At 46.2% G+C, this 25,844-nt stretch carries 23 protein-coding genes; 14 read left to right on the top strand and 9 right to left on the bottom strand.

Going from position 1 to position 25,844, the window contains the following annotated elements; translation table 11 throughout:
• The first annotated feature begins 83 nt into the window (after positions 1 to 83).
• The 4 genes from mltB (at position 84) to NXS09_RS01350 (ending at position 4,405) form a co-directional block, all read left to right on the top strand.
• Positions 84 to 1,163, top strand: a complete 1,080-nt coding sequence (gene mltB / locus NXS09_RS01365; RefSeq protein ID WP_259290767.1) for a lytic murein transglycosylase B — start codon at positions 84 to 86, stop codon at positions 1,161 to 1,163.
• A 158-nt stretch (positions 1,164 to 1,321) separates the two neighbouring features.
• Positions 1,322 to 3,448 (top strand): DNA polymerase III subunit gamma/tau, encoded by a 2,127-nt coding sequence (dnaX, locus tag NXS09_RS01360; RefSeq protein ID WP_259290766.1) that lies wholly within the window; start codon positions 1,322 to 1,324, stop codon positions 3,446 to 3,448.
• A 134-nt stretch (positions 3,449 to 3,582) separates the two neighbouring features.
• Positions 3,583 to 3,918: a YbaB/EbfC family nucleoid-associated protein gene (locus NXS09_RS01355; RefSeq protein WP_259290765.1), complete on the top strand. Its 336-nt coding sequence runs from the start codon at positions 3,583 to 3,585 to the stop codon at positions 3,916 to 3,918.
• Positions 3,919 to 3,994: 76 nt separating this feature from the next.
• Positions 3,995 to 4,405 carry a YidB family protein gene (locus NXS09_RS01350; protein ID WP_259290764.1) on the top strand — a complete coding sequence of 137 codons (411 nt, stop codon included), beginning with the start codon at positions 3,995 to 3,997 and terminating at the stop codon, positions 4,403 to 4,405.
• A gap of 203 nt (positions 4,406 to 4,608) precedes the next feature.
• Here the strand turns inward: NXS09_RS01350 and infB are convergent, their stop codons facing one another.
• The 6 genes from infB to NXS09_RS01320 all read right to left on the bottom strand — a co-directional run bounded on the left by infB (position 4,609) and on the right by NXS09_RS01320 (position 12,825).
• Complete coding sequence (gene infB, locus NXS09_RS01345; protein ID WP_259290763.1) at positions 4,609 to 7,461, bottom strand: translation initiation factor IF-2; 2,853 nt, start codon at positions 7,459 to 7,461, stop codon at positions 4,609 to 4,611.
• Positions 7,458 to 8,972: a transcription termination factor NusA gene (nusA, locus tag NXS09_RS01340; protein WP_259290762.1), complete on the bottom strand. Its 1,515-nt coding sequence runs from the start codon at positions 8,970 to 8,972 to the stop codon at positions 7,458 to 7,460. The genes infB and nusA overlap by 4 nt, the downstream gene beginning before the upstream one ends.
• Positions 8,973 to 9,009: 37 nt before the next feature.
• On the bottom strand, positions 9,010 to 9,441 hold the full coding sequence (gene rimP / locus NXS09_RS01335; protein ID WP_259290761.1) for a ribosome maturation factor RimP: 432 nt from the start codon (positions 9,439 to 9,441) through the stop codon (positions 9,010 to 9,012).
• A gap of 293 nt (positions 9,442 to 9,734) precedes the next feature.
• On the bottom strand, positions 9,735 to 10,271 hold the full coding sequence (locus NXS09_RS01330) for a hypothetical protein (RefSeq protein ID WP_259290948.1): 537 nt from the start codon (positions 10,269 to 10,271) through the stop codon (positions 9,735 to 9,737).
• A gap of 385 nt (positions 10,272 to 10,656) precedes the next feature.
• Positions 10,657 to 10,815: a hypothetical protein gene (locus NXS09_RS01325; RefSeq protein WP_259290760.1), complete on the bottom strand. Its 159-nt coding sequence runs from the start codon at positions 10,813 to 10,815 to the stop codon at positions 10,657 to 10,659.
• An 87-nt stretch (positions 10,816 to 10,902) separates the two neighbouring features.
• A complete protein-coding gene (locus tag NXS09_RS01320) occupies positions 10,903 to 12,825 on the bottom strand; it encodes an ATP-binding cassette domain-containing protein (RefSeq protein ID WP_259290759.1) in 1,923 nt (640 codons plus the stop codon).
• Positions 12,826 to 13,385: 560 nt separating this feature from the next.
• On the opposite strand from NXS09_RS01320, the gene NXS09_RS01315 reads away from it, so the two are divergent.
• From NXS09_RS01315 to NXS09_RS01305, 3 genes are all read left to right on the top strand, one after another.
• Positions 13,386 to 13,805, top strand: a complete 420-nt coding sequence (locus NXS09_RS01315) for a DoxX family protein (protein ID WP_259290758.1) — start codon at positions 13,386 to 13,388, stop codon at positions 13,803 to 13,805.
• A 242-nt stretch (positions 13,806 to 14,047) separates the two neighbouring features.
• Positions 14,048 to 16,672, top strand: coding sequence for an alanine--tRNA ligase (gene alaS, locus NXS09_RS01310; RefSeq protein WP_259290757.1), 2,625 nt, complete (start codon positions 14,048 to 14,050; stop codon positions 16,670 to 16,672).
• 72 nt (positions 16,673 to 16,744) lie between these two features.
• Entirely contained in the window at positions 16,745 to 18,361 is a 1,617-nt protein-coding gene (locus NXS09_RS01305) for a tetratricopeptide repeat protein (RefSeq protein ID WP_259290756.1), read from the top strand.
• A gap of 374 nt (positions 18,362 to 18,735) precedes the next feature.
• Here the strand turns inward: NXS09_RS01305 and NXS09_RS01300 are convergent, their stop codons facing one another.
• Together NXS09_RS01300 and NXS09_RS01295 are read right to left on the bottom strand one after the other, a co-directional pair.
• Positions 18,736 to 18,975 carry a hypothetical protein gene (locus tag NXS09_RS01300; protein ID WP_259290755.1) on the bottom strand — a complete coding sequence of 80 codons (240 nt, stop codon included), beginning with the start codon at positions 18,973 to 18,975 and terminating at the stop codon, positions 18,736 to 18,738.
• A gap of 142 nt (positions 18,976 to 19,117) precedes the next feature.
• Positions 19,118 to 19,549 carry an META domain-containing protein gene (locus NXS09_RS01295; protein ID WP_259290754.1) on the bottom strand — a complete coding sequence of 144 codons (432 nt, stop codon included), beginning with the start codon at positions 19,547 to 19,549 and terminating at the stop codon, positions 19,118 to 19,120.
• A gap of 215 nt (positions 19,550 to 19,764) precedes the next feature.
• Between NXS09_RS01295 and NXS09_RS01290 the strand changes: the two genes are divergently transcribed.
• The 7 genes from NXS09_RS01290 (at position 19,765) to NXS09_RS01260 (ending at position 23,938) form a co-directional block, all read left to right on the top strand.
• Positions 19,765 to 22,074, top strand: coding sequence for a tetratricopeptide repeat protein (locus NXS09_RS01290; RefSeq protein WP_259290753.1), 2,310 nt, complete (start codon positions 19,765 to 19,767; stop codon positions 22,072 to 22,074).
• 110 nt (positions 22,075 to 22,184) lie between these two features.
• The gene (locus NXS09_RS01285; protein WP_259290752.1) at positions 22,185 to 22,529 is read left to right on the top strand and encodes a hypothetical protein; all 345 of its coding nucleotides are present in this window, start codon (positions 22,185 to 22,187) and stop codon (positions 22,527 to 22,529) included.
• Positions 22,517 to 22,828 carry a hypothetical protein gene (locus tag NXS09_RS01280; protein WP_259290751.1) on the top strand — a complete coding sequence of 104 codons (312 nt, stop codon included), beginning with the start codon at positions 22,517 to 22,519 and terminating at the stop codon, positions 22,826 to 22,828. The genes NXS09_RS01285 and NXS09_RS01280 overlap by 13 nt, the downstream gene beginning before the upstream one ends.
• Positions 22,825 to 23,103: a hypothetical protein gene (locus NXS09_RS01275; protein WP_259290750.1), complete on the top strand. Its 279-nt coding sequence runs from the start codon at positions 22,825 to 22,827 to the stop codon at positions 23,101 to 23,103. Before NXS09_RS01280 ends, NXS09_RS01275 begins: the two co-directional genes overlap by 4 nt.
• Positions 23,100 to 23,276 (top strand): hypothetical protein, encoded by a 177-nt coding sequence (locus NXS09_RS01270; protein ID WP_259290749.1) that lies wholly within the window; start codon positions 23,100 to 23,102, stop codon positions 23,274 to 23,276. Before NXS09_RS01275 ends, NXS09_RS01270 begins: the two co-directional genes overlap by 4 nt.
• A 126-nt stretch (positions 23,277 to 23,402) precedes the next feature.
• Complete coding sequence (locus NXS09_RS01265; protein ID WP_259290748.1) at positions 23,403 to 23,711, top strand: hypothetical protein; 309 nt, start codon at positions 23,403 to 23,405, stop codon at positions 23,709 to 23,711.
• Entirely contained in the window at positions 23,708 to 23,938 is a 231-nt protein-coding gene (locus NXS09_RS01260; protein ID WP_259290747.1) for a hypothetical protein, read from the top strand. The genes NXS09_RS01265 and NXS09_RS01260 overlap by 4 nt, the downstream gene beginning before the upstream one ends.
• Positions 23,939 to 24,016: 78 nt before the next feature.
• On the opposite strand, the gene msrAB is transcribed toward NXS09_RS01260, so the two are convergent.
• Complete coding sequence (gene msrAB, locus NXS09_RS01255; protein ID WP_259290746.1) at positions 24,017 to 25,591, bottom strand: bifunctional peptide-methionine (S)-S-oxide reductase MsrA/peptide-methionine (R)-S-oxide reductase MsrB; 1,575 nt, start codon at positions 25,589 to 25,591, stop codon at positions 24,017 to 24,019.
• Positions 25,592 to 25,844 lie beyond the last annotated feature (253 nt).

Below are 25,844 nucleotides of genomic sequence, written 5' to 3'. Positions count from 1 at the left end.
CTTTCATAATGCCCTACTCTTTAAGCCATTTGATAAATTTGGTAAACTGTTTTCGTCCCATGCCTTATAGAAACGAATCCCTCATGAAAAAAAACGCCCTTATCGCCCTTTCTGCCGCCGCTTTGGTTTTGGCCGCATGTAGTACCCAAGAAAACAAAGTCACCGAGCCCAAAGAAACACCGGTTAAGCCTACCGTGCAACGCCCTGCTTTCGACCCCAATGCCGAATCGGTTGCCATCAGCGGGTTTAACGGCAATACCAACGTACAGCGTTTTATCGGCTACGAAGCGGCCAGCGGGCAATTCAGCCGCACGGAGCTGCAAAGCTTTTTCGACGGCGTGGTCTATAAAGGCAATATTATTAATATTATGAACCGCCCCGGCACCTCGCGCCCGTGGTATGAGTTCCGCAACGGCAACGCCAGTGCCAGCAAAATCAATAAAGGCAAAAGCTTCTACGCGCAACATAAAAATACCATCGACTCGGCCGCCCGCAGCTACGGCGTACCCCCCGAAATCATTGTGGCTATTCTCGGCATCGAAACCAACTACGGCACCAACACCGGCAGCTTCCGTGTGGCCGACTCTTTAAGCACACTGGCTTTCGACTACCCCCGCCGTGCCGACTTCTTCCAAAAAGAACTGCACGAATTTTTACTAATGGCCAAAGAAGAAAGAAAAGACATATACAGCTTTAAAGGCAGCTATGCCGGCGCCATGGGTATGCCGCAGTTTATGCCCTCCAGTTTCCGCAAATATGCGGTCGATTTCGACGGCGACGGCTACCACGACATCTGGAACAATATCGGCGATGTGGCCGCATCGGTCGCCAACTATATGAAAGCGCACGGCTGGAAACCCAACGGCAAAATGATTGTGCCGGTTAGCCTGAATATCACCCAAGAGCTGCAAAATATTATCGACGAAAAAACCGCCCTCACCCGCACCGTCGGCGAACTCAAACGCTTGGGCGTACGGCCGCAGGAAGTGGTCGACGACAATGAAAAAGCCATTCTCTACCGCTTGGAAACCGCACCGGGTGTTTATGAATACTTTATCGGCCTCCATAATTTCTATACGGTTTGGCAATACAACCACAGCCGCATGTATGTAACCGCCGTGCGCGATATTGCCAACGGCGTCGGCGGCGGCTACCGTTTATAAACGCAGCCGTATTACCAAACCTAAGCACAGCCGCTGTCTGACCGCAGCGGCTTTCCCCTATTCGGCAAGCGCACTGACAACCGCAAAAAATGTTAGAATAAGCTGCCTTTAAAAGCACCAACCGCCGTATCCCCATTTCACGGAAATAAAACGAATCTATGGCTTATCAAGTTCTCGCCCGCAAGTGGCGGCCTAAAACCTTTGCCGATTTGGTCGGACAAGAGCACGTTGTCAAAGCATTGCGCAATGCCTTAGACAAAGGCCGTCTGCATCATGCCTATCTGCTCACCGGCACACGCGGCGTGGGCAAAACCACCATCGCCCGTATTCTGGCCAAAAGCCTGAACTGCGAAAACGCAAGCCATGGCGAACCCTGCGGCGTGTGCCAGAGTTGTACCCAAATCGATGCCGGCCGTTATGTCGATTTGCTTGAAATCGATGCGGCCTCCAATACCGGTATCGACAATATCCGCGAAGTACTGGAAAACGCCCAATACGCCCCCACCGCCGGCAAATACAAAGTTTATATTATCGACGAAGTGCACATGCTTTCGAAAAGCGCGTTTAACGCTATGCTGAAAACGCTGGAAGAGCCGCCCGAGCATGTGAAATTCATCCTAGCCACCACCGATCCGCACAAGGTGCCGATTACCGTTTTAAGCCGTTGCCTACAATTCGTATTGCGCAATATGACTTCGCAACAAGTTGCCGACCATCTCGCCCATGTGCTGACCGTGGAAAATATTCCGTTCGAGCAGCCTGCACTGCAATTGCTCGGACGCGCCGCCATGGGTTCGATGCGCGATGCCTTAAGCCTGCTCGACCAAGCGATTGCCATGGGCTCCGGCAGCGTCACCGAACAAGATATCCGCCAGATGATAGGCGCGGTTGACAAGCATTACCTCTACGAACTACTACAAGGCATTGTCAACCAAGATGGCGAAGCTCTATTGCGCACCGCCCAAGACATGGCCGCCCGTGCCATCGGTTTCGACAGCGCCTTAGGCGAATTGGCCATGCTATTGCAACGGCTGGCGCTTATCAAAACCGTTCCCGCCGCCCTAGCCGACGACCCCGAACGCGACGCCCTACTACGCTTTGCCCAATATCTCGGCGACGAACAAATCCAGCTTTACTACCAATGCGCCATTCACGGCAAACAAGATTTAAGCTTGGCGCCCGACGAATATGCCGGTTTTGTAATGACGCTGCTGCGTATGCTGGCTTTCGCCCCTATTGCCGCCAAAGCCCATGCCCCCGACGGCGTTATCGAAGGCACCCAACTGCATGCTCCGGTTTACCAACAACCTGCCACCCAAATGCCGGTAGCATCCGAAGCACAGCCCGAAGAGCCCCATACCGAGCAGCATAGCCAGGCGGCCGCAAGCGACGACGATACGCCGCCATGGCAAGACGAGCCGGAAACCGCCGTTGCCGACAACCATACGCTTGAAAATATTCAGACGGCCGAATCACAACCGGCACCGCAATCCGACAATATAGAACCTGTAACGCCCGATAATGCCGTTGAAGCCACAACTGCGGAACCCTTGCCAACCGAATCGCCGCAACCGGAAACACAACCCGTTTCCGAAATCGTCAGTCACGATACGGGAACACCCATTCAGACGGCCTCAATACAAGAAACACACACGCCCGAATCAGACAATAACCTTATAGGAACCGATAACGAGCCGCCTTATATTGCTGAAACCGAGCCTGAATCTGACCACTATTCCGATGCCGATGATAACGACGAATACGCCCCGCAACAGCCGTCTGAAATACCGTTACCCGCAGCCCTAGCCAACAGTGCGGAAGAAGAAAGCGAAGAACCCGAAGACACGGAAGAACATACTTTCACTCCGTTGCCCGAGTTCATCCCCGAAAACTGGGCGGGCATCAGCAAACGGCTTGCCCCGAAACTCGGCGCCGCCCAAATGCTGACCCAACACGCTGCATGGACGCGCTATGATGCCGAAAACCATCTAATGATATTGGCACTCACCGACGAAGCGCGCGCTACCACCAATAAAGACCGCTTGGAAAAAGTCCGCAGCACGTTGGCCGACGCCTACGGCATCACTCTGAAATTGCAAACCGAACCATGGCGCGACGATGCCGGCTGGGAAACCCCGACAATGCGCCATAAACGCTTGCAGCAGGAAGGCCGCCGACAAGCACAGGATTTACTCGAAGCAGACCCTGCCGCACAGCAGATTCTCAGCTTATTTGAAGCAGAATGGCTGCCCGACACATTAGAATTAACCGACTCGCAGGAATAAAGACTTAGGCCGTCTGAAAGCCATTCGATTATTTCAGACGGCCTGCACAAAAAACACGGAAACAGCGGCAGCTTGTGATGCCGCCTTTCCAACTGTATCATCCAACCTTTTATTGAAAACAGGAGTATCAAACCATGTTCGGAAAAGCCGGATTAGGCGGCCTGATGAAGCAGGCGCAACAAATGCAGGAAAATATGAAAAAAGCCCAAGCCAAACTGGCGGAAACCGAAGTGAACGGTGAAGCAGGCAACGGTTTGGTAAAAGTTACTATGACATGCAATCATGTACTCCGCAAAATCGACATCAATGAAGAGCTGATTCAGGAAGCCGCCGACGATAAAGAAATGCTGGAAGATTTAATTTTGGCCGCCATCAATGATGCCGGCAGCAAAGCAGAAGAAACCACCAATAAAACCATGGGTGCCTTCACACAAGGCCTACCTGCCGGTATGGGTGACTTTTTCCGTTAATACACCCCGCACATCATATAAGCAATAAACCGGTTTACCAATATCGGTTTTAACACTATATTAAGAAAGGACACTTATGGGTTTAATGGACTCTCTCATCGGCGCCGCCACTTCAGCAATCGGCAGCAACAGCCAACAAAGCACAGCCATTCAAATGGTTCTAGACTTGGTACAACGCAGCGGCGGCGTAGGCAGCCTGATCAGCAAATTGCAACAAGGCGGTTTGGGCGATGCCTTACAAAGCTGGATTTCTACCGGCAGTAACCAAAGCGTATCGGGCAGTCAAATCCAATCCGCACTCGGTAGCGGCATGGTTCAAGAAGTGGCTACTAAATTCGGTATGGACGGCAATCAGGCCGGCGATATGCTGGCACAATATCTACCCAATCTGGTCGACAACGCCACGCCGAACGGCTCCGCCCAAGATGCCGATGGTTTCGGCTTGGATGATATTGCTTCATTATTGATGAAAAACTTTATTAAATAGAAGACCTTTGCGAAATTACCCTTTAGTAGACGACCTCATCAATCCATAACCATGTAGGTCGGATTCTCGAATCCGACATTGATGCTAACCATTTTGTCGGATACAAGTATCCGACCTACCTTTGCTTTATAAATATTAAACCAAATATAAAACAAGGCCGTCTGAAACTTTTTCAGACGGCCTTGTCATTTCAAACACACCGATTATAAAGAACGGGCTACCTCTACAATTTCAAACACTTCAAGCTGGTCGCCTTCCATGATTTCATTATAGTTTTTCAACATCAAGCCGCACTCATAGCCCATGCGTACTTCTTTCACATCGTCTTTAAAGCGTTTCAGCGATGACAACTCACCGGTATGAATTACCACATTATTACGGATCAGGCGAACGTGTGCATCGCGTTTCACCACACCGTCGGTTACCATACAGCCGGCAATATTGCCCACTTTGGAAACGCTGATTACCTGACGGATTTCCACCATACCGATCACCTGTTCTTTTTCTTCAGGTGCCAACATACCGCTCATGGCTGCTTTCACATCATCAATGGCATCATAAATAATGTTGTAGTAGCGGATTTCGACATCTTCGGCTTCGGCCAGTTTACGCGCAGAACCGTCGGCACGCACATTAAAGCCGATAATAAAGGCACCGGATGCAATCGCAAGGTTCACATCAGACTCGGTAATACCGCCGACACCGCTATGCAATACATTCACTTTCACTTCGTCGGTAGATAGTTTTCTCAGGCTGCCCGCTAAGGCTTCGTAAGAACCTTGAACGTCTGCCTTGATAATCACCGACAACGATTGGGCTTGGTTTTCGCCCATATTGTTGAACATATTTTCCAGTTTGGCCGCCTGCTGTTTAGCCAAGCGCACGTCACGGTATTTACCCTGACGGAACAAGGCAATCTCACGCGCTTTTTTCTCATCGGCCAACACCATCGCATCTTCACCGGCATTCGGCACATCTGACAAACCCAGAATCTCAACCGGAATCGACGGGCCTGCCGATTCAATCGGCTTACCGTTTTCATCCGCCATCGCACGGACTTTACCAAATGCCGTACCGGCCAGCAGCATATCGCCTTTTTTCAAGGTACCGCTTTGTACCAATAAAGTGGCAACCGCACCGCGGCCTTTATCCAAACGGGCTTCAACAATAATGCCTTTAGCCGGTGCGTCAACAGGTGCTTTCAGTTCTAACACTTCTGCTTCAAGCGATACGGCTTCCAATAAAGCATCAATATTTAAGCCCTGTTTAGCGGATACATCGACAAACTGTACATCGCCGCCCCACTCATCAGGCACCACTTCATGTGCCGTCAACTCTTGGCGGATACGTTCCGGATTGGCACCCTCTTTATCGATTTTATTGACCGCCACCACAATCGGCACATTCGCCGCTTTGGCATGGGCAATCGCTTCAATGGTTTGCGGCATCACACCGTCATCGGCAGCCACCACCAAAATCACAATATCAGTAGCTTTGGCGCCGCGTGCGCGCATGGCGGTAAACGCTTCGTGACCCGGGGTATCAAGGAAAGTAATCACGCCTCTAGGCGTTTTCACATGATAAGCACCGATATGCTGGGTAATACCACCGGCCTCACCCTGCACCACTTTAGAACGGCGGATATAGTCGAGCAATGAAGTTTTACCGTGGTCAACGTGACCCATCACCGTTACCACAGGCGGACGCGGCAATTCTTCGGCAGTAACAGCCTGCTCTTCATCACCCAAAAACGCTTCGGGATCATCTGCGGCGGCAGGTTTGCCGATATGGCCTAATTCTTCAACCACAATCAAGGCGGTATCTTGGTCGATGGATTGGTTAATCGTCACCATCATGCCCATTTTCATTAGAGCTTTAACCACTTCCACGCCCTTAATCGCCATTTTATGTGCCAAATCGGCAACGGTAATGGTTTCGGGCACCAAAACCTCATGAACCACCGGTTCAGTCGGCGCTTGGAAAGCATGTTGATTGGGCTCTAGTTTGAGTTTTTTATTACCTTTTTTACCGCCGCGAACACGATCTTCGGCATTGGCATTCTGACGGCCTCTGCCCTTGTCTTTACCACCGCGACGGCGGCTTTCCACCTCTTCCTTACTGTAGCGTTCGTCTTTTTTAGAACGGGAAGGAGCCGCATCTTTAGTAGATTTTGTAGCGCTTAAAGGGGCGTTGTCGGAAGGTTTGGCAGAACGCTGTCCGGCACCTTCTTTAGCAGCCTTGGCTTCCTGTTGCGCTTGAAGCTTCATGGCCTCACGACGTGCCTGACGCTCTTGTTTTTCACGCAACAAAGCTTCCTGATGGGCGCGCATAGCGGCGGCACGGCGTGCTTCTTCATCACGCTGTGCCTGCTCTTCGGCACTCACGACAGGCTTCACTTCAACCGGTTCCGCTGGTTTTTTAGGTTCTTTGTTTTTAGTTTGTTTAGCTGCTTTTGTAGGCTTCTCTTTTTTAGTATCGGATGCAGGCTTCACTTTAGCCGTTGCTTTTTCTTCAGCTTGTGCAGGTTCTTTGGCAACCTCTTCTTTTGATACCGAATCCGTTTCTTTTTGCGCTTCGGCTTTCACTTTTTCCGCTTCGGCAGCCAAGCGTTCACTTTCCGCTTTTTCCGCTGCTTCACGTTCGGCTTGTGCGGCCGCTTCGGCTGCTTTTTGTGCTTCCAATTTTTCCGCTTCGGCTTTTGCCTGTTCTTCGGCTGCTTTTTCCGCTTCAGCTTTCGCCTGTGCTTCGGCTTTGGCACGGGCTTCAGCGGCCAACTCATCGGCAGGCGGAACAATCACTTTACGGGTGCGGCGGCGTGTTTCTACTTGTACACCGCCTACCGTACTGACTTCGGCTTTTTTACGGCTGATACTGATGGTGCCGTTTTCACTGCCATGTGTTTTTTTCAGGTATGCCAGCAACAATTGTTTATCATTGGAGGTAATGCTGTCGTCGGCGCTGCTTTTTGCCACGCCGGCACTTTTCAATTGTTTCAATAAAACATCTACGGGTTTTTTCAGCTCGGCGGCAAATTGTTCGACTGTTTCATTACTCATGCTTCACCCCCTTTGTTTTCTTCTTCTGCAAACCAGTGTTCGCGGGCTGCCAAAATCACTTTTTTAGCAGTTTCTTCATCCACACCGGTAATTTCAATCAACTCGTCTACCGCCAACTCCGCCAAATCATCACGGGTAGTAATACCGGCCTGAGCCAAATCACGCAGCATATCCTGATCCATTCCTTCCAAGCTGCGCATACTTTCTTCCACATCGCCCAACTTCTCTTCGGAAGCAATCGCCAAAGTCAACATAGCATCACGGGCACGGGCACGGAGGAGTTCTACGGTATCTTCGTCAAAACCTTCGATTTCCAAAAGTTCCGCCGCAGGCACATAGGCCACTTCTTCTAAAGTAGCAAAGCCTTCCTGCACCAAAATATCTGCTGTTTCCTCATCAAGGTTCATATGTTCCATAAATAAATTACGGATGGCCGCATCTTCGGCCTGATTGCGCTCATCAGCCTCTTCCACGGTCATAATATTTAACTGCCAACCGGTTAAATCGGCAGCCAAGCGAACGTTTTGTCCGCCACGGCCAATCGCCAATGCCAGCTGGTCTTCCGCCACAATCACATCAACGGAATGGCTGTCTTCATCAATCAGAATACGGGTCACTTCTGCGGGTGACAGTGCATTAATCACGAATTGAGCCGTTTCAGGCGACCACAAAACCACATCGATACGTTCGCCGGAAAGTTCGTTGGTGACCGCATTCACACGGGAACCGCGTACACCGATACAGGTGCCTTGCGGGTCAATACGTTGGTCGTTGGCTTTTACGGCAATTTTGGCTCGGTGGCCGGGATCGCGGGCGGCTTCTTTGATTTCCAATAAGCCATCTTCAATTTCGGGCACTTCCATAGCAAACAGCTTCACTAAGAAATCGCGGGAAGTACGGCTCAAAATCACTTGTTTGCGGCCGGAAGCACCGATTTCGTCCACACGCAAAAATAAAGCGCGTACACGGTCGCCGGTACGGAAATTTTCACGCGGAATCATTTGATCGCGCGGCAATAACGCATCCAGTTTACCGATTTCGATAATGGCACCATGACGCTCAACACGTTTCACCGTACCCATCACAATATCTTCTTTGCGCCCTAAAAAGGCTTCCAGAATCTGTTCGCGCTCGGCATCACGGATACGTTGTAAAATAATCTGTTTAGCCGTTTGGGCGGCCTGACGGCCAAAAGCTTCGTTTTCAAGCGGCTCTTCGTAATATTCGCCGATTTGTATGGTTGTACCCGGGATTTCTTCTTGGATTTCTTCAATGGTTTTTTCCACATCCGGGTAGGTATAATCTTCATCGGCCACAATCAACCAGCGGCGAAAGGTTTTATATTCGCCGGTATCACGGTTGATTTCCACGCGGACATCCATATGCTCGCGGTTTGCTTTTTTCTTGGCAGCCGTACTCAATGCAAACTCCAAGGCATTGAATACTACTTCGGGGTCTACGTTTTTTTCACTGGCCAATGCTTCGGCCAGTTGTAACATTTCGCGACTCATTCTTTACATTCTCCGTTCGATATCACTATTTTTCATTTTAAAAATTAAATTCCGGGCGCAGGCGTGCTTTATCGATATTGCTGATTTCGATATCGACCGTTTTGCCGTCGAAAGCAATGCGTACGCAATCGTTTTCAAAACCTTCTAAGCGCCCTATAAAGTTTTTTTGGCCGTCTATCGGCAGACGTGTTTTTATTTTGGCCTGCTGCCCGGCGAAACGTATAAAGTCCGCTGCTTTTTTCAACGGACGGTCCAATCCCGGGCTGGAAATTTCCAAGCGCTTATAATCAATATCTTCAACCAAAAACAAGCGGCTCAAATGGTTGCTTACGGTTGCGCAATCTTCTACGGTAATCCCGCCTTCTTTATCAATAAAGACACGCAGGTCTCCCTGAGCGGTTAATTCAAAATCAACCAGCTCGTAGCCCAAACCGGGCAAGGTTTTATCAAGAATATTTTGAATATCCATGTTGCTCCAAAAACAAAAAAATGGCCCCGTGGCCATTTTTCGTAAAAACTGAAAAATTTATTGATTATAACACCAATTTCCTATATTTGAGAAGATAAATATAGGTTTAGCTTAGATTATTTAAGGCGTGCTCAAGATTTGTTTATTTTTCTCTTTAAATTGGCAGCAGCAACCGATAATTAACCAATTACTGCAACTTTTCTAAATAATAAATAGAAACCTAAATTCATCTGATATTTTTAGCTTTTTTCAGACGGCCTCATATTACCCCGCAGATACAACTGCCAATTGCATTACATTCTGCCTAGTTCACGTTGCAAAGCCTGAATATTTTGCTGTCTATCCAACACATTGCCTTGTAATTGTGCAATCTGTTGCTGGTTAATGCTGCCGTTTTTCGCCGTACGCGCCGAGCTTAATGATTGTTGTGCTTGTGCAAGTGCTTTACGCTCGTTGGCCAATTCTTGTTCGAGAATACTACGGCGGCTGTTTCTAGAGGGCGTTTTCGGCATGGAAGAGCCGGAAGGTGGGGAAAATTTTACCGGCGCAGCGGTAGCACGTCTTACTTTTGGTTTACGCGCTTTGGCCACCTGCTGTTTCTTCGGCTCTTGTGCCGCCTTACGGGTATAGTTTTGAGGTTCGTCATAACGGCTGCTGCTGTAATTGCCGATAGGCGGAAGATCCGCTGTCGTACAATTACCAGCATTGCGTGAAGTATAAATAACTTCCCCATTGACCACACAGGTATAAATTTTTGCAGAGGCCGTCTGAATACCTGGCAAATTCAATAACAGCAGTGTGCCGATTGTCATCAGTTTTTTCATACGCATTTCTTCAAAGCGAAACAGCATCACGTCTTACTTTTAAAATTTATTTTCAGGCAAATATTCCTTTTTAAATAAAATTTAGTTTTCAAGCCGTGATGAATTACTTTTATGAATATCTGTAATAACAGTATTGTAAGGTTTTATTACTTTTGAATAAAGCCATGCCGATTTTAAAAAATTTTAAAATATTAATATACTGCCATTATTTCAGTTACCAATTTACTAATACCAACGCCGATGATAAAGCAGAACAGGCTCTCCTATTCTGCCAATATCATCATCAGGCAAATCAGCCATTTTATTTGTTATAACAAGAGAGAAAGTATGATAAAAGAGGCTGAGTTTAGTAATTAATGTTTTACTGTTTATCGAACATTTGGAAATATTTTTAGATACTGGCTTGTAAAACCTCAATATCAGCCACTTCATCCGCTTCATAATCGGACTGGGTACCCAAATAGTCTTGCAGGCTTTTAAGATCGGATAGCGTTGCACCGCTTGCTGCAAGTAATAGAATAGCTTGTTTGAATGATGTATAAGAAGACATAATGAAACCCCGTAGTAGTTTAAATAATAGGTTTTAATCTTTATAAATAAATTTTTTAATCTTTATAAATAACTTACCGACCCGATACTACCAATCGGCAAAATACACTTGAAGATCGCTTTCAATCTGCTCCAGCTCCTCTTGCCAGGTCAACCAGCCCTCTTCAAGTTTACTTAATTTTAACTTAACTTCAGCTAATTTAGCGAGTGTTTTCTGTAGCTTTACCTTATTTTCTTCCGAATAGGCTTCTTCTTGTGCCAAAAATGATTCACAGTCGGCCTGAATCTCATTCAATTCAGCCATTTCCTTTTCTGCCTGATTAATCTTCTGCTGTATGGGTTTAGTGCGCTTTGCACGCTCTTGGCGCATTTGCGCTTCCATACGTTTCACATCTTTACGGTTTTGTGTAGATGTGGATGCCGACGGCGCATCGGTTTCGTTTTCTTGAGCCAAACGCCATAAGCGGTAATCGTTTAAATCGCCTTCAAAAGTTTTCAGACGGCCTTTATCTATTAATAAGAAGTTATCGGTTGTAGCTTCTAATAAACTTCTATCGTGCGATACCACAATCAATGCGCCTTGGAAACTTTGTAAAGCAACGGTTAAGGCATGGCGCATATCCAAATCCAAGTGGTTGGTCGGTTCGTCGAGCAATAATAAATTAGGTTTTTGCCAAACAATCATCGCCAATGCCAAGCGTGCTTTTTCGCCACCTGAAAACGGTTCGATTTTTTGCAACGCCATATCGCCGACAAAATTAAATCCACCCAGAAAGTTTCTAATTTCCTGTTCGCGCACATCGGGTGACAGCTGCTGAATATGCCATACCGGGCTTTGATCCGAGCGCAGCGTATCCAATTGGTGCTGGGCAAAATAGCCGATATTCAGTTTCTCTGATTTCACCACCTGCCCGGCAAGCACATCTAATTCGCCCGCCAACAATTTGATAAACGTTGATTTACCGCTGCCGTTCACCCCCAACAAACCATAGCGTGCGCCGCTTTCCAACGACAATGAAATATCATGCAATACCGCCTTGCTACCATAGCCCAAATCTACTTTATCCAGTTTTAACAACGGATTGGGCAAATGCGCCGGGCTTTCAAATTCGAAACTGAATTCGCTATCTAAATGAGCAGGTGCAATGCGTTCGAGCTTGGCCAATGCTTTCATCCGGCTTTGCGCTTGCACGGCTTTGGTGGCTTTGGCTTTAAAACGGTCGATAAAAGATTGCAAGTGTTTGATATGCGCCTGTTGCTTAACATATGCCGCCTGCTGTTGCGCTAAACGCATGGCGCGTTCATTTTGATAGAAGTCGTAATTGCCGCCGTATTGCGTGAGTTTTTGATTGGATAACTCAACCGTTTGATTGGTAGCGGCATTTAAAAAGTCGCGGTCGTGGGAAATAATAATTTGAGTACACTGAAGCTGGGCAAGATGGTTTTCCAACCACAACACCGTTTCCAAATCCAAATGGTTGGTCGGCTCGTCGAGCAGCAGCAAATCGGCGCGGCACATTAAAGCCTGCGCCAAATTCAGACGCATCCGCCAGCCGCCGGAAAAATCTTTAACCGGTTTCACCGATTCTTCTTGCGAAAAACCCAAGCCGTGCAATAATTTTGCCGCCCGTGCAGGTGCTGTATAAGCTTCAATTTCTTCCAACTTGGCATGATATTCGGCCATTTTCATACCGTCGTTTTCCGCCTCGGCCTGAGCCAAGGCCGTCTGAAGCTGTTGCAGTTCGGCATCGCCCTGCAAAACATAATCGGCAGCAGAAACCGCCAACGCCGGCGTTTCTTGTGCCACTGCCGCTATTTTCCAATGTTTCGGAATCAGCACATCGCCGCCATCCTGCATGATTTCACCTTTGATTAAGGCAAACAAGCTGGACTTCCCCGTACCGTTTTTCCCGATTAAACCAACACGCTGATTAGGATTAATCGTTAGATTAGCTTGATCCAGCAGCACTTTCAGGCCACGTTGCAAGGTGAGGTTTTTGAATTCGATCATGGGAAACAGCCGATAAATAGAAAAGGCGGCTATTTTATATCTTTTTATCTCACCACACCAAAATCCAATAATAAAAAGCCGTCTGAAAACTTTTCAGACGGCCTTATCATCATATACATTTTATCAATGGTTTGTACCGAAACAGCCATTTCAGTTGCAAAACAGCTACACACAACCATTCAAATCTCAATCGGCTATCATCACAAACATTCCCACAAAAACCATTTCAGAAACACCATAAAATGACAATTCTCTATATGATGTTTAGATTATGTTCTATAAAACTTTTTACTCATTCCACATCAAAATCCAAGTTATAATTTCTATAAAAATAATAAAATTATTTTCATCACGGCCCTTAAAAAAACCGCTATCCAAAGCAGCCATTTTCAGCTTCACGAAATTTTATTGTTAATTTATTAAATAATTTGGTTTTTCTATTATATCTTTTTCATCCAAAGGGTAATATAATATGCCGAGCTTTTAACTTTAGGGAACTTTATAACTTTAAAGACTTTGATAATTTTAAAGAACTGTTAACTTTAAAAGAGAGGCAAATCATGTTTAATCCAAATGTTTTTGTTAAAAAAATTGTAACTCAACCTCAAGTTGCAGCATTGGTTACACTGATATCGCGTGCGTTATTAATCTATCTATTCCTCAATTCAGGTTGGGGAAAAATCTTCAAATACGACGCCGTAGTTCAACACATGGTGGATATGGGGGTGCCGGGATGGATGCTGCCACTCGTTATCTTGCTTGAAGTGGGTGGCGGTATTGCCTTCTTATTTGGTTTCCAAACCCGCTTGGTTGCTTTCTGGTTGGCCGTTTATTCAATCCTTTCCGGTCTTATCTTCCACGCATCGCCGGAAGATGCCATTCATTTGATGAAAAACCTCGGTTTAGGCGGCGGTTTCTTCTTCGTGATGGTAATGGGCCCCGGCCGTTGGAGCTTAGACCGCTTAATTGAAAAAGAATAACGCTTCCATTGCATCATATAAACACCCAATAAAGCCCCTTGTGATATAAGGGGCTTTATTCATTATTGGATTCCATATCTAATCATTCATCTAAGACACAGTATTCCCTATTCGGGCAACCGTAAGTAGGCGTATGGTTAAATCTACGGTAAGATACCACTATTTTATTGCATTTTTTCAGACGGCCTGCTCAATCGCTCAGAAGGCCGTCTGAACCCGTTTAATATATTAAAGAAAACATTATGAAAACTTCCGAACTACGCCAAAAATTTCTCAAGTTCTTTGAAAGCAAAGGGCATCAGATTGTGCCGTCATCATCGCTGGTACCGCACGACGACCCCACCCTGCTGTTTACCAACGCCGGCATGAACCAATTTAAAGACGTTTTCCTCGGCTTCGATACCCGCCCCTACACTCGCGCCACCAGCGCACAAAAATGCGTACGCGCCGGCGGCAAACACAACGACCTTGAAAACGTCGGCTACACCGCCCGCCACCATACCTTTTTCGAAATGATGGGCAACTTCTCATTCGGCGACTACTTCAAACAAGACGCGATTAAATTCGCATGGGAATTTCTCACTTCCCCCGAATGGTTGAACATACCCACCGAAAAACTATTGGCCACCGTTTATGCCGACGATGACGAAGCATACAATATCTGGCTCAACGAAATCGGCCTGCCGCCTGAAAAAATCATCCGCATCGGCGACAACAAAGGCAGCCGCTATGCTTCCGACAACTTCTGGCAAATGGGCGACACCGGCCCCTGCGGCCCCTGCTCCGAAATCTTCTACGACCACGGCGACCACATCTGGGGCGGCCCTCCGGGAAGCCCCGAAGAAGACGGCGATCGCTTTATAGAAATCTGGAACTGCGTATTTATGCAGTTCAACCGCGACGAATCCGGCACCATGAACCCGCTGCCCAAGCCTTCGGTCGATACCGGCATGGGCTTGGAACGCATGGCCGCCGTGATGCAACACGTTCACGCCAACTACGAAATCGACCTCTTCCAAAACCTGCTGAAAGCCGCCGCCCGCGAAACCGGCACCGAATTCAGCATGGAAGTACCCAGCCTGAAAGTGATTGCCGACCACATCCGCGCCTGCTCCTTCCTGATTGCCGACGGCGTATTGCCGAGTAACGAAGGCCGCGGCTATGTATTGCGCCGCATTATCCGCCGCGCCGTACGCCACGGCTACAAACTCGGCCAAAAACAAGCCTTTTTCTATAAACTCGTGCCCGATTTAGTCAAAGAAATGGGCGACGCTTATCCCGAATTAAAAGAGCGTCAAAGCCAAATCGAAGAAGCCTTGAAAAACGAAGAAACCCGTTTTGCCCAAACCCTTGAAACCGGCATGGCCTTATTGGAAAACGCCCTTTCAGACGGCCGCAAAGTGTTAGACGGCGAAATCATCTTCAAACTCTACGACACCTACGGCTTCCCCTACGACCTCACCGCAGACATCTGCCGCGAGCGCAGTATCGACATGGACGAAGCAGGCTTTAACCGCGAAATGGAAGCTCAACGCGCCCGCGCCCGTGCCGCCCAAAGCTTCAAAGCCGACACCCAACTGGCATACGAAGGCCAAGACACCCAGTTCAAAGGCTATACCGAGCGCCAAACCCAAGCCAAAATCCTCGCCCTCTATAAAGACAGCGAGCCGGTAAACGAATTAAACGAAGGCGACAACGGCGCCATCGTATTAGACAACACCCCGTTTTATGCCGAAAGCGGCGGCCAAGTCGGCGACGTCGGCTATATTTCTGCCGACGGCAACCGCTTTGAAGTGCGCGACACCCAAAAAATCAAAGCCGCCGTATTCGGACAATTCGGCGTATTGGTTGCAGGCCGTCTGAAAGTGGGCGACAGCGTTACCGCCGCCATCGACAACGACATCCGCGATGCCAATATGCGCAACCACAGCGCCACCCACCTCATGCACCGCGCCCTACGCGAAGTGCTCGGCACCCACGTCGAACAAAAAGGCTCGTTGGTAACCGCCGAAGTCACCCGCTTCGATATTTCCCACCCGCAGCCAATTACCGCCGAGGAAATCGCCGAAGTCGAACGCCGCGTTAACCGTGCCATTCTCGCCAACGTCGAAGTCAGCGCCGAAATCATGAGCATGGAAGACGCCCAAAAAGCCGGCGCCATGATGCTGTTTGGCGAAAAATACGGCGACGAAGTGCGCGTGCTCCAAATGGGCGACTTCTCAACCGAACTATGCGGCGGCACCCACGTTCACCGTACCGGCGACATCGGCCTGTTTAAAATCATCTCCGAAAGCGGCATTGCCGCCGGCATCCGCCGCGTAGAAGCCATCACCGGCATGAACGCTCTGCAATGGGCGCAAAACCAAGAACGCTTGGTGAAAGACATTATCGCCGAAGTCAAAGCCCAAACCGAGCGCGACGTATTAGCCAAAATCCAAGCCAACGCCGCCCACAGCAAACAGCTTGAAAAAGCCCTCAGCCAAGCCAAAGGCGAACTGGCCAAACACGCAGGCGCACAACTTCTAGACAACGCCAAAGACTTAGGCCAAGCCAAGCTCGTGGTTGCCCAAATCGAAGCCGAAGCCGGCGCCCTACGCAATATAGTGACCGACCTCACCGGCAAATCCGATCAAGCCGTTGTGCTGCTCGCCGCCGTAAACGACGGCAAAATCGCCCTTTGCGCCGGCGTATCCAAACCTTTAACCGCCAAAGTCAAAGCCGGCGACTTAGTGAAATTTGTGGCCGAACAAGTCGGCGGCAAAGGCGGCGGCCGCCCGGACTTAGCGCAGGCAGGCGGCAGCGACACCGACAAACTGCCGCAAGCATTAAACAGCGTAGAAGATTGGCTCGGCAGCAAGCTGGCCTAATCCACACCAACAGGCTGCCTAACCTGCTTAGGCAGCCTGTTTTTGTTATCCCATCCCAATCAGAAGACAACAATGAAAAAATACTCTTGGTTAATCGCATTATGTTTAACGGCTGCTTTTGCCCAAGCCGCAACACCCTCTGCCAATGAAAACCAAGCCGCCAATCAAGCCCAACGTTTTCAAATGGAAACCGATATTCGTTTAAACCATTTGGAAAAACAGCAAGAACGGATGCAAGAGAAAATAGATGCAGTGGGTAATAATAGGCAGGAATCAGACAAACAAATTAATGAGCAATTAGCCGAATTAAAAGCCAGCGATCGCGTAGTGAGTTGGGGCGGTTGGATTATGGCAATACTCTCTATTTTTGTTGCCGTAGGAAGTATTGTTTTACCCTTGCTTCTGTTTAGAAGAAATCAGGAAGTCACTAAAAAATTCGAGAAAGAAGTACAAGATTGGGAAAAACAACGAAAAGAACTAACGGATAAACATCAACAGGATATAACCAACCTTAATCAAAAAATGGCAGATTTTGAAAGTCAATTTTCTGGTTTTATGGAATCGTCAAGACAGAAATTTGATAATTTTTTGGGTAAAACCAGCCAAGAACTCATCAATAATCCACAAACGATCTTACTTGATACTTCCTCTAAGCTTAATACTCCTTCTAAGAGTAATTCACTAAATGAAGCCGAATCCACTGCAGTACGCCAAGATGCTCATCATTTAGCTGAAATGGGGAAAGAACAGCAATCCGCCGAAAAGTTATTTCAAGCAAGTACTTTAGCATATTATTCAAAGAACTATGGTGATGCTTTAGATTGGTCAAACCAAGCTATTAAGTTAGAGAATGAAAATACTCTTTTATATACCCGTATTTTAATCCTAAAGGGTAATGCTTTATCTGAGCTAACCCAATATAAAGAGGCGATAAAGGTTTATAACCAAGTAATAAAACAATTTAGTTCCAGTGCTGAAGTCACAATACAAAGACAAGTAGCAGCAGCTTTAATTAATAAAGGGGTAACACTAGGAAAGCTTAATTGCTATGAAAAGGCAATAGCCTGTTATGATAAAGTGTTAGAAGAATTCGAATCTAGTACCAACATTATATTACAAGAACAAGTAGCCCAAGCTCTATTTAATAAAGGAGCCGCATTAGGACTACATGGACGCATTAACGAAGAAATTTCTGTTTATGATGAAATACTAAGCAAATTCGAATCTAGTTCCGTTCCCGCATTACAAGAGCAAGTAGCTTGTGCATTAATAAATAAAGGTGTTTCCTACTATCAACTTGAGGATTACAAAAAAGCAATTTCTGTTTACGATAAAATGCTAGATAAATTCAGTTCTAGTACTGATCCCACATTACAAGAGCTAGTGGCTCAAACATTTCTTAACAAAGGAATTTCTCTATCAAAGCTCAATCTCATAAATGATGAAATATTAACTTATAACGAAATGTTAGAAAAATTTAGTGACACTACTCAACTTCCAACATTACAAGATATAGTAGCCCAAACTTTATTCAATAAAAGTCTGGCATTAGATAACCTCAACCGCAATAGTGAAGCCATAGCCTTATGCGATGAAATTATCAACCGTTTTGGCAATAATCTGGAATTAAAAATCCAAGAAGCTGTTAATAAAGCCAAACAATTAAAAGAAAAGCTTTCAAAAAAATAACCCCTAACCCTATTTCAGACGGCCATCCAATCTTTTCAGACGGCCGTCTGAAACCATTCATACCCGCCCAATCCAAACACCCATGTAGGGGCGGATTATATATCCGCCCGTGTCTGCCCATTTGCTTGGCCAACCACTCGCCGCCAATAGCACACCCTACACAATAGCCGTTTTATTTTGTAGAACACCAAATCAAACAGCGGGCGGATATATAATCCGCCCCTACCAACCCGCCCCACGCTAACCATCTTTTTAAGATTAAATAAACCTCAAACAATATTAAAATGCCGTTCCAATAATCTGGAATCAATCTTCAAAGAACTGTTAATGAAGCCAAACAATTAAAAGAAAAGCTTTCAAAAAAACCCTAACCCCTAACCCTTTTCAGACGGCCATCCAATCTTTTCAGACGGCCGTCTGAAACCATTCATACCCGCCCAATCAAAACACCCATGTAGGGGCGGATTATATATCCGCCCGTGCCTGCCCATCTGTTCGGCCAACCACTCACCGCCAATAGCGCGCACCCTACACAACAACCGTTTTATTTTATAAAACACCAAATCAAACAGCGGACGGATATATAATCCGCCCCTACCAACCGCCCCAAGCAATCACTATTTCCATACCTAATAAACGCCAAATAATATAAAAAACGCCTTAGCCACTGTATTACTACACATGCGATTATATTCATTATTTAAGGCCGTCTGAAAACCCTTTCAGACGGCCTTTTATCAAACCCAAAACACCGGATTAATCCCAATCTTGCGCCACAAAACGGGCTTCCTTGCCCGCATCATTACGCAATATCAGCGTATGCCCCTCGATACGATAACTTTTCGTGCCCGCAACATAATTCATAAACGAATATTCCAGCGGTATCGTTTCCGCACAATACATACGGGTAGACGTGCCATTGCTAAACACCATACGATCGCCGCCCGTCTGCTTCGCTTCCATCATCAACTGATTGCAACCCATATAAGCATAAACACGCGGCAACTGCCGCCAATCCATCCTCGCCTCCGCCGCTACCAACTGCTCACGACTGAAGCCCTCGAAATCCGCCAACATCCACACCCGTTTAATATTCGGCTGCGGCGTATTCTCAGCCGAAGGCAACACCCCCGCCGAACAAGCCGCCAGCCCTGCCGCCGCAAACACCCAAGCAAACCGTTTTATCATCATACCCTCCCGAATTGGTATTGAAAATCAAACCATTGTACACACCCCACCGCCCCACACCAAGCCCAAACCCTTTTCAGACGGCCTGATTGATGGTTTAGCCTGCCGTCGGCCAAACGCATTTAAAGTAGATTTTCCGTTATAATTTTGGGATGGATTTTTTATAAGATGATTGAAATATTGTTGGTAAATAAGTTTTTTAGAGGGATAAGGTTATGGAAAAGCAAATTAGACAGTTGATTTTAGAAGGTATAAATTTACTTCAGAGTGACCAATCTTCAGAAGCGATAGAAAAATTTAATACTGTTTTAAATCTGACTACAGATAAAAAAAACCATATTCGAGAACAAATTACTATCCTCTTTATGTTAGGTCGTTTATATTACGAACAGGCCTTAAAAAATAATGACCTAAGTCAAACAAACAAATATTTTGAATTGGCTATCAACCATCACCAACAGCAATTATCCTTAGCTGAAAAATTAGATGGTAATAATCAAACAAACATTAAGAAAAAAAGTGAGGCTCGACTTGGATTAGGTTCATGTTATTTTCAGCAAGCCTTAAAAAGTGACGACCAGAAACAGATAAAAAAATATTTTGAATTAGCCATCAACCATCACCAACAGCGGTTGATATTAGCCGAAAAATTAGATGGGGCAACGAGTATTCAGGAACAAAATAGTGCTCAGCTTGCATTAGGTCGTTGCTATTTCGAACTAGCTAGAAAAAGTGATGATGAGAAGAAAGCAAACGAATATTTTCAAATAGCTATCAACCATCACCAACAACGGTTGATGTTAGCCAAAAAATTAGATAGGCAAACAAGTATTCTAGAACAACATTATGCTCATCTTGCATTAGGTACATGTTATTTGGAACAGGCTAGAAAAAGTAACAATGAGGAGCAAGCAAACGAATATTTTCAAATAGCTATCGACCATTACCTACAACAATTAGAGCTAGCTAAAAAATTAACTGATAAGCAAACAAGCATTAAAAAACAAAGTAATGCCAACTATATACTAAGCGCATGTTATTTTCAGTGGTTCTCTAAAAGCAATAACTCAAAGAAAACAAAGGAACTTTTAGATAAGGCTATCAACTATCTTAAAATCCAGTTAGAGTTAGCTAAAGAATTAACTGATAAGCAAACAAGCTCCCAAGAGCAAAATAATGCCAATCTTGCATTAGGCCGCTGCTATATAAAACAATCATTTAAAAACAACAACTTATCAAAAAAAACTGAAGATTTTCAACATGCTAAACAATATTATGAGCAAGCATTAACATTGGCTACTCAACTCCAAGATAAACAACAACAAAATTCGGCTAAATATTGGATAGCTTTTTGTAATTTCAAATTAGGGCTATTTCCAGATTATTTTAAAAAGAAAGCTGAAAGAATTGGAAATAGCCTTAATAGTATTAAAAATAAAAAACTAAAGAACAATATTGCTAAAATTCATGCTGTTCTCAGTATTAATCCTGTTGAAATAGAAAATATGTATTTTGCCCACTATACCAATCCCAAAGTTTGTGATTTGCTCTTGGGTACTGTACCTACACAAGGCAAAAATCAATCTTTTAATAAAATGCGTATGAATAGCTGTACCTATATGAACGACCCAACCGAAGGCAAAAGCCTGCTCGACTTTCTAGGCCATCAGGAGTTATCTTTAGAAAATAAAATCAGCTTTAAAAGCCATAATGCTTTTGCGACCTGTTTTTCAGCAAGAGTCAACGATTTAAATCAGTTCCGCTTATATGGCAAAGTCGGCACTATCGAGGCCTCTGGCTGCTGTTTGATATTTAATAAAACAGGGGATTGGGTAAAACAACCTGATATGAGTTCAGCATTCCGACTACCTACTAATATAAATGAACAATCTATTAATATAAATGAACAATTTATTAATACAAATGAACAATTTATTAATACAAATGAACAATCTATTAATGTAAATAACTCTACACTACCTAATACCAATATCGAATCTAACTCTAATAACCTGCCACTATTCCAAGTAGCCTATATTTACAAAAAAGATGAATATATTCAAAATGATGAAGATAATATTCTTGATAGTGATAAATTTGGTATTCGCTTAAAACCAATTAGTCAAAATAAAATTTGGCACGATTTAAGAAAAAAGGAATTAAAAAAAGCATTGGTTAGTTTACAGAAGCTCTTAAAATTAGACACCAAACTGGAAGAATCCGATATCCAAAATGCTTTAGAGTATATCCGCTATCTCTTTAAAGACTATGCCTTTAGGGATGAAGAAGAATTCCGCCTGCTGCGGATTGAAGCGATTGATAGTGAAAATGTTAAACTTTGCCCGCATACTCATGCCATTTATTTGGAATATGATTTTATTGACGGCATGATAGATGAAGTGATTTTGGGTACCAATTATGAGCACACGGATGAAAAACGGAAAACCGAAACTTTCCGCTATTTATTAAAACAACGTTTCCCACATATTGCCGTGAGCCATAGTACACTGCCGATTAATCATTAAACATTGGTGAATGCCCTATTCGGTTCAAAGCCAATATCAAATTATTAGGCCGTCTGAAATGTTTTCAGACGGCCTAATTTATTATCTTTTATTCCCCTTGCGGTAGGGTGTTGTGGTATAGCCACGCACGCGGTTTTTATTCCTCCAACCAACGCGTGCGTGCCGTCGGCATACACCCTACGCCTGAGCGTTGCAACGGTTTCAAATGGTTTTTTGTAGGGGCGGATTATATATCCGCCCGCGCCTGCCCATCGGCAATGCAACCCTCTACCGCACATGCCAAAACCACACAATCGCGGTTGTATTTTACCGATAACACAATTCAAACAACGGGCGGATATGCAATCCGCCCCTACAAACATTTCTTAATAACAAAAGGCCATCTGAAACATTATCTTTCAGACGGCCTCTATTTATTATCGTTTGTTTCCCTTGCGGTAGGGTGTGTAGCATAAGCCACGCACGCGGTTTTTATTCCCCCAACCAATGCGTGCGTGCCGTCGGCACACACCTTGCGCCTGAGCGTTGCAACGGTTTCAAACGGCTTTTTGTAGGGGCGGATTATATATCCGCCCGTGCCTGCCCATCGGCAATACAACCCTCTACCGCACATGCCCAAACCACGCAATCGCGGTTGTATTTTACCGATAACACAATTCAAACAACGGACGGATATGCAATCCGCCCCTACAAACATTCCATAACCCATGTAGGTCGGATTCTCGAATCCGACATCAACACATTATCACCATGATTCAATATTTCCATCATATCAACCGTTTTGTCGGATACCAGTATCCGACCTACGCTTGTTTTCAGACGGCCTGTACGGGCGGATTAAATATCCGCCCGTACCTGCCCATCGGCAATGTAACCTCTACCGCACATGCCCAAACCACGCAATCGCGGTTATATTTTACCGATAGCGCAATTCAAACAACGGGCGGATATGCAATCCGCCCCTACAAACATTCCATAACCCATGCAGGTCGGATTCTCGAATCCGACATCAACACATTATCACCATGATTCAATATTTCCATCATATCAACCGTTTTGTCGGATACCAGTATCCGACCTACACTTGTTTTCAGACGGCCTGTAGGGGCGGATTATATATCCGCCCGCGCCTGCCCATCGGTAATGCAACCCTCTACCGCACATGCCAAAACCACACAATCGCGGTTGTATTTTACCGATAGTGCAATCCCGACAACGGGCGGATATGCAATCCGCCCCTACAAACATTTCTTAATAACAAAAGGCCATCTGAAACATTATCTTTCAGACGGCCTAATTTATTATATTTGTTTCCCTTGCGGTAGGGTGTGTGGCATAGCCACGCACGCGGTTTTTATTCCTCCAACCAACGCGTGCGTGCCGTCGGCACACACCTTGCGCCTGAGCGTTGCAACGGTTTCAAACGGCTTTTTGTAGGGGCGGATTATATATCCGCCCGCGCCTGCCCATCGGCAATACAACCCTCTACCGCACATGCCCAAACCACGCAATCGCGGTTATATTTTACCGATAACACAATTCAAACAACGGGCGGATATGCAATCCGCCCCTACAAACATTCCATAACCCATGTGGGTCGGATTCTCGAATCCGACATCAACACATTATCACCATGATTCAATATTTCCATCATATCAACCGTTTTGTCGGATACCAGTATCCGACCTACGCTTGTTTTCAGACGGCCTGTAGGGGCGGATTATATATCCGCCCGCGCTACCCCATTCAACAATGCAACCCTCTACCGCACATGCCAAAACCACACAATCGCGGTTGTATTTTACCGATAGCGCAATTCAAACAACGGGCGGATATGCAATCCGCCCCTACAAACATTTCTTAATAACAAAAGGCCGTCTGAAACATTATCTTTCAGACGGCCTTTATATGGTGTTTAAACCGTTAATCCAATCTTTAATATTTAGCGCACTTTGCTAATCAAATCGCCATAGCCTTCGGCTTCCATTTGTTCCAGCGGGATAAAGCGTAGGCTGGCGCCGTTGATGCAGTAGCGCAATCCGCCTTTGTCTGCCGGGCCGTCGGGGAATACATGGCCTAAGTGTGAATCGGCGGCATGGCTGCGTACTTCTACGCGCTGCATATTGTAGCTGTTGTCGTTGCGGCGGGTGATGGCGGAATCTTGAATCGGTTTGGTAAAGCTCGGCCAGCCGCATTGCGAATCGTATTTGTCGGCCGAACTAAACAGAGGCTCGCCGCTCACTACGTCTACATAAATACCGGGCGCAAACAGATGATCGTAATCATGGCTGAAGGCGTATTCGGTGCCGCTTTGTTGGGTTACGCGGTATTGCTCTTCGGTGAGCATGCGTTTTAATTCGGCATCGTCGGGCTTTTTGTATGTGGCGGCATCGAAGCCTTTGGCTTTCGGTTTTTCTTTGCCGGGCAGCGGTTCGTCGGCTTTGCGGATGTCGATATGGCAATAGCCGTTCGGGTTTTTAATCAGATAATCCTGATGATATTCTTCGGCTTCGGCAAATTGTTTCAAGGGCTGGTTTTCCACCACAATCGGCAGTTTGTATTTGGCCTGCTCTCTTTTGAGGGCGGCGGCAATCACGGGCTGCTCGGCGGCATCGGTAAAGTAAATGCCGGTGCGGTATTGTGTGCCGCGGTCGTTGCCTTGTTTATTGAGGCTGGTCGGGTCTACCACGCGGAAGTAGTATTGGAGGATGTCGTCGAGGCTGAGTTTGTCGGCATCGTAGGTTACGCGCACGGTTTCGGCATGGCCGGTGTCGCGGTAAACCACGTCTTCATAAGAGGGATGCTCGGTTTTGCCGTTGGCATAGCCGGAAACGGCATCAACCACGCCGTCGATACGTTGGAAATAGGCTTCCAAACCCCAGAAGCAACCGCCGGCCAAATAGATGGTTTTGGTATTCATCACAGCAGATTCCTTTTTCTGTTTGTCTACTTTATAAAATGTGTGTTGCAAGCTGCTGATTTCGGCTTCGGGATTGTCGATCAACGCCAGCGCCTGCGCTTCGTTAATGCTGCCTTTCACGACCCGCGCCAAATCGCCTTTTTTGTCTAACACTGCCCAAGAGGGATAAACCGCTATATTGAGGCTTTTGGCGATATTGCCACCCTTATCGACAATCACGGGCAGTTTCGGATAGTTTAATCCGGCATACCATTGCTGAAATTCGCCGTCTTTTTTCTCGCCGAGAAAACCGGGTGAGGCCACGGTAATCAGATTGGCTTTTTGTTGAAAACGTTGGTCTTTCGCCCAGCCTTCGGTGTGTTCAAGCTCTGATAAACACAGCGGGCACCAGCTCGCCCAGAATTTAATCAGGGTCGGCTTGCCCTCTTGCAAATAAGATTCTGCCGGCTTGCCCTGTATGTCTTTCAATTTACTCAAAGCCGTAGGAATAGGCGCCGCCGATACTTTCTGCATCTGCGGCAGCAATAATGCCGCGCCCACAATCACACCACCCACCAGTAAGGCCGCTTTCAGGCCGAAGTTTTTTTTCTTAGTCATTATATTTTCCCAAATTTATAGGTTGGTATGGTTTAGACGAAGCAGCCGGAAAATTCTTACAGCCGGTACTGTAAAGATTCGGTTAGGTATCGTAAAGACAACACTATGTTTTCTTTTCAGACGGCCTTGATTCAAGCCGATAGCGATATAGCGTAATATTAACCATATTAAATAATAAACAGGCTTTTTCAAGCCTTTTAAACGGGCATCAATCAACGTTTTATCCCATCACATTACAGGATATTGCCGCTCA

It is taken from the genome of Neisseria montereyensis, assembly GCF_024834045.1.
In the GTDB taxonomy this organism is placed as follows: Bacteria; Pseudomonadota; Gammaproteobacteria; order Burkholderiales; family Neisseriaceae; genus Neisseria; species Neisseria montereyensis.
Note: the sequence above shows the minus strand (reverse complement) of the source record. Positions and strands in the feature narration are given on the sequence as shown.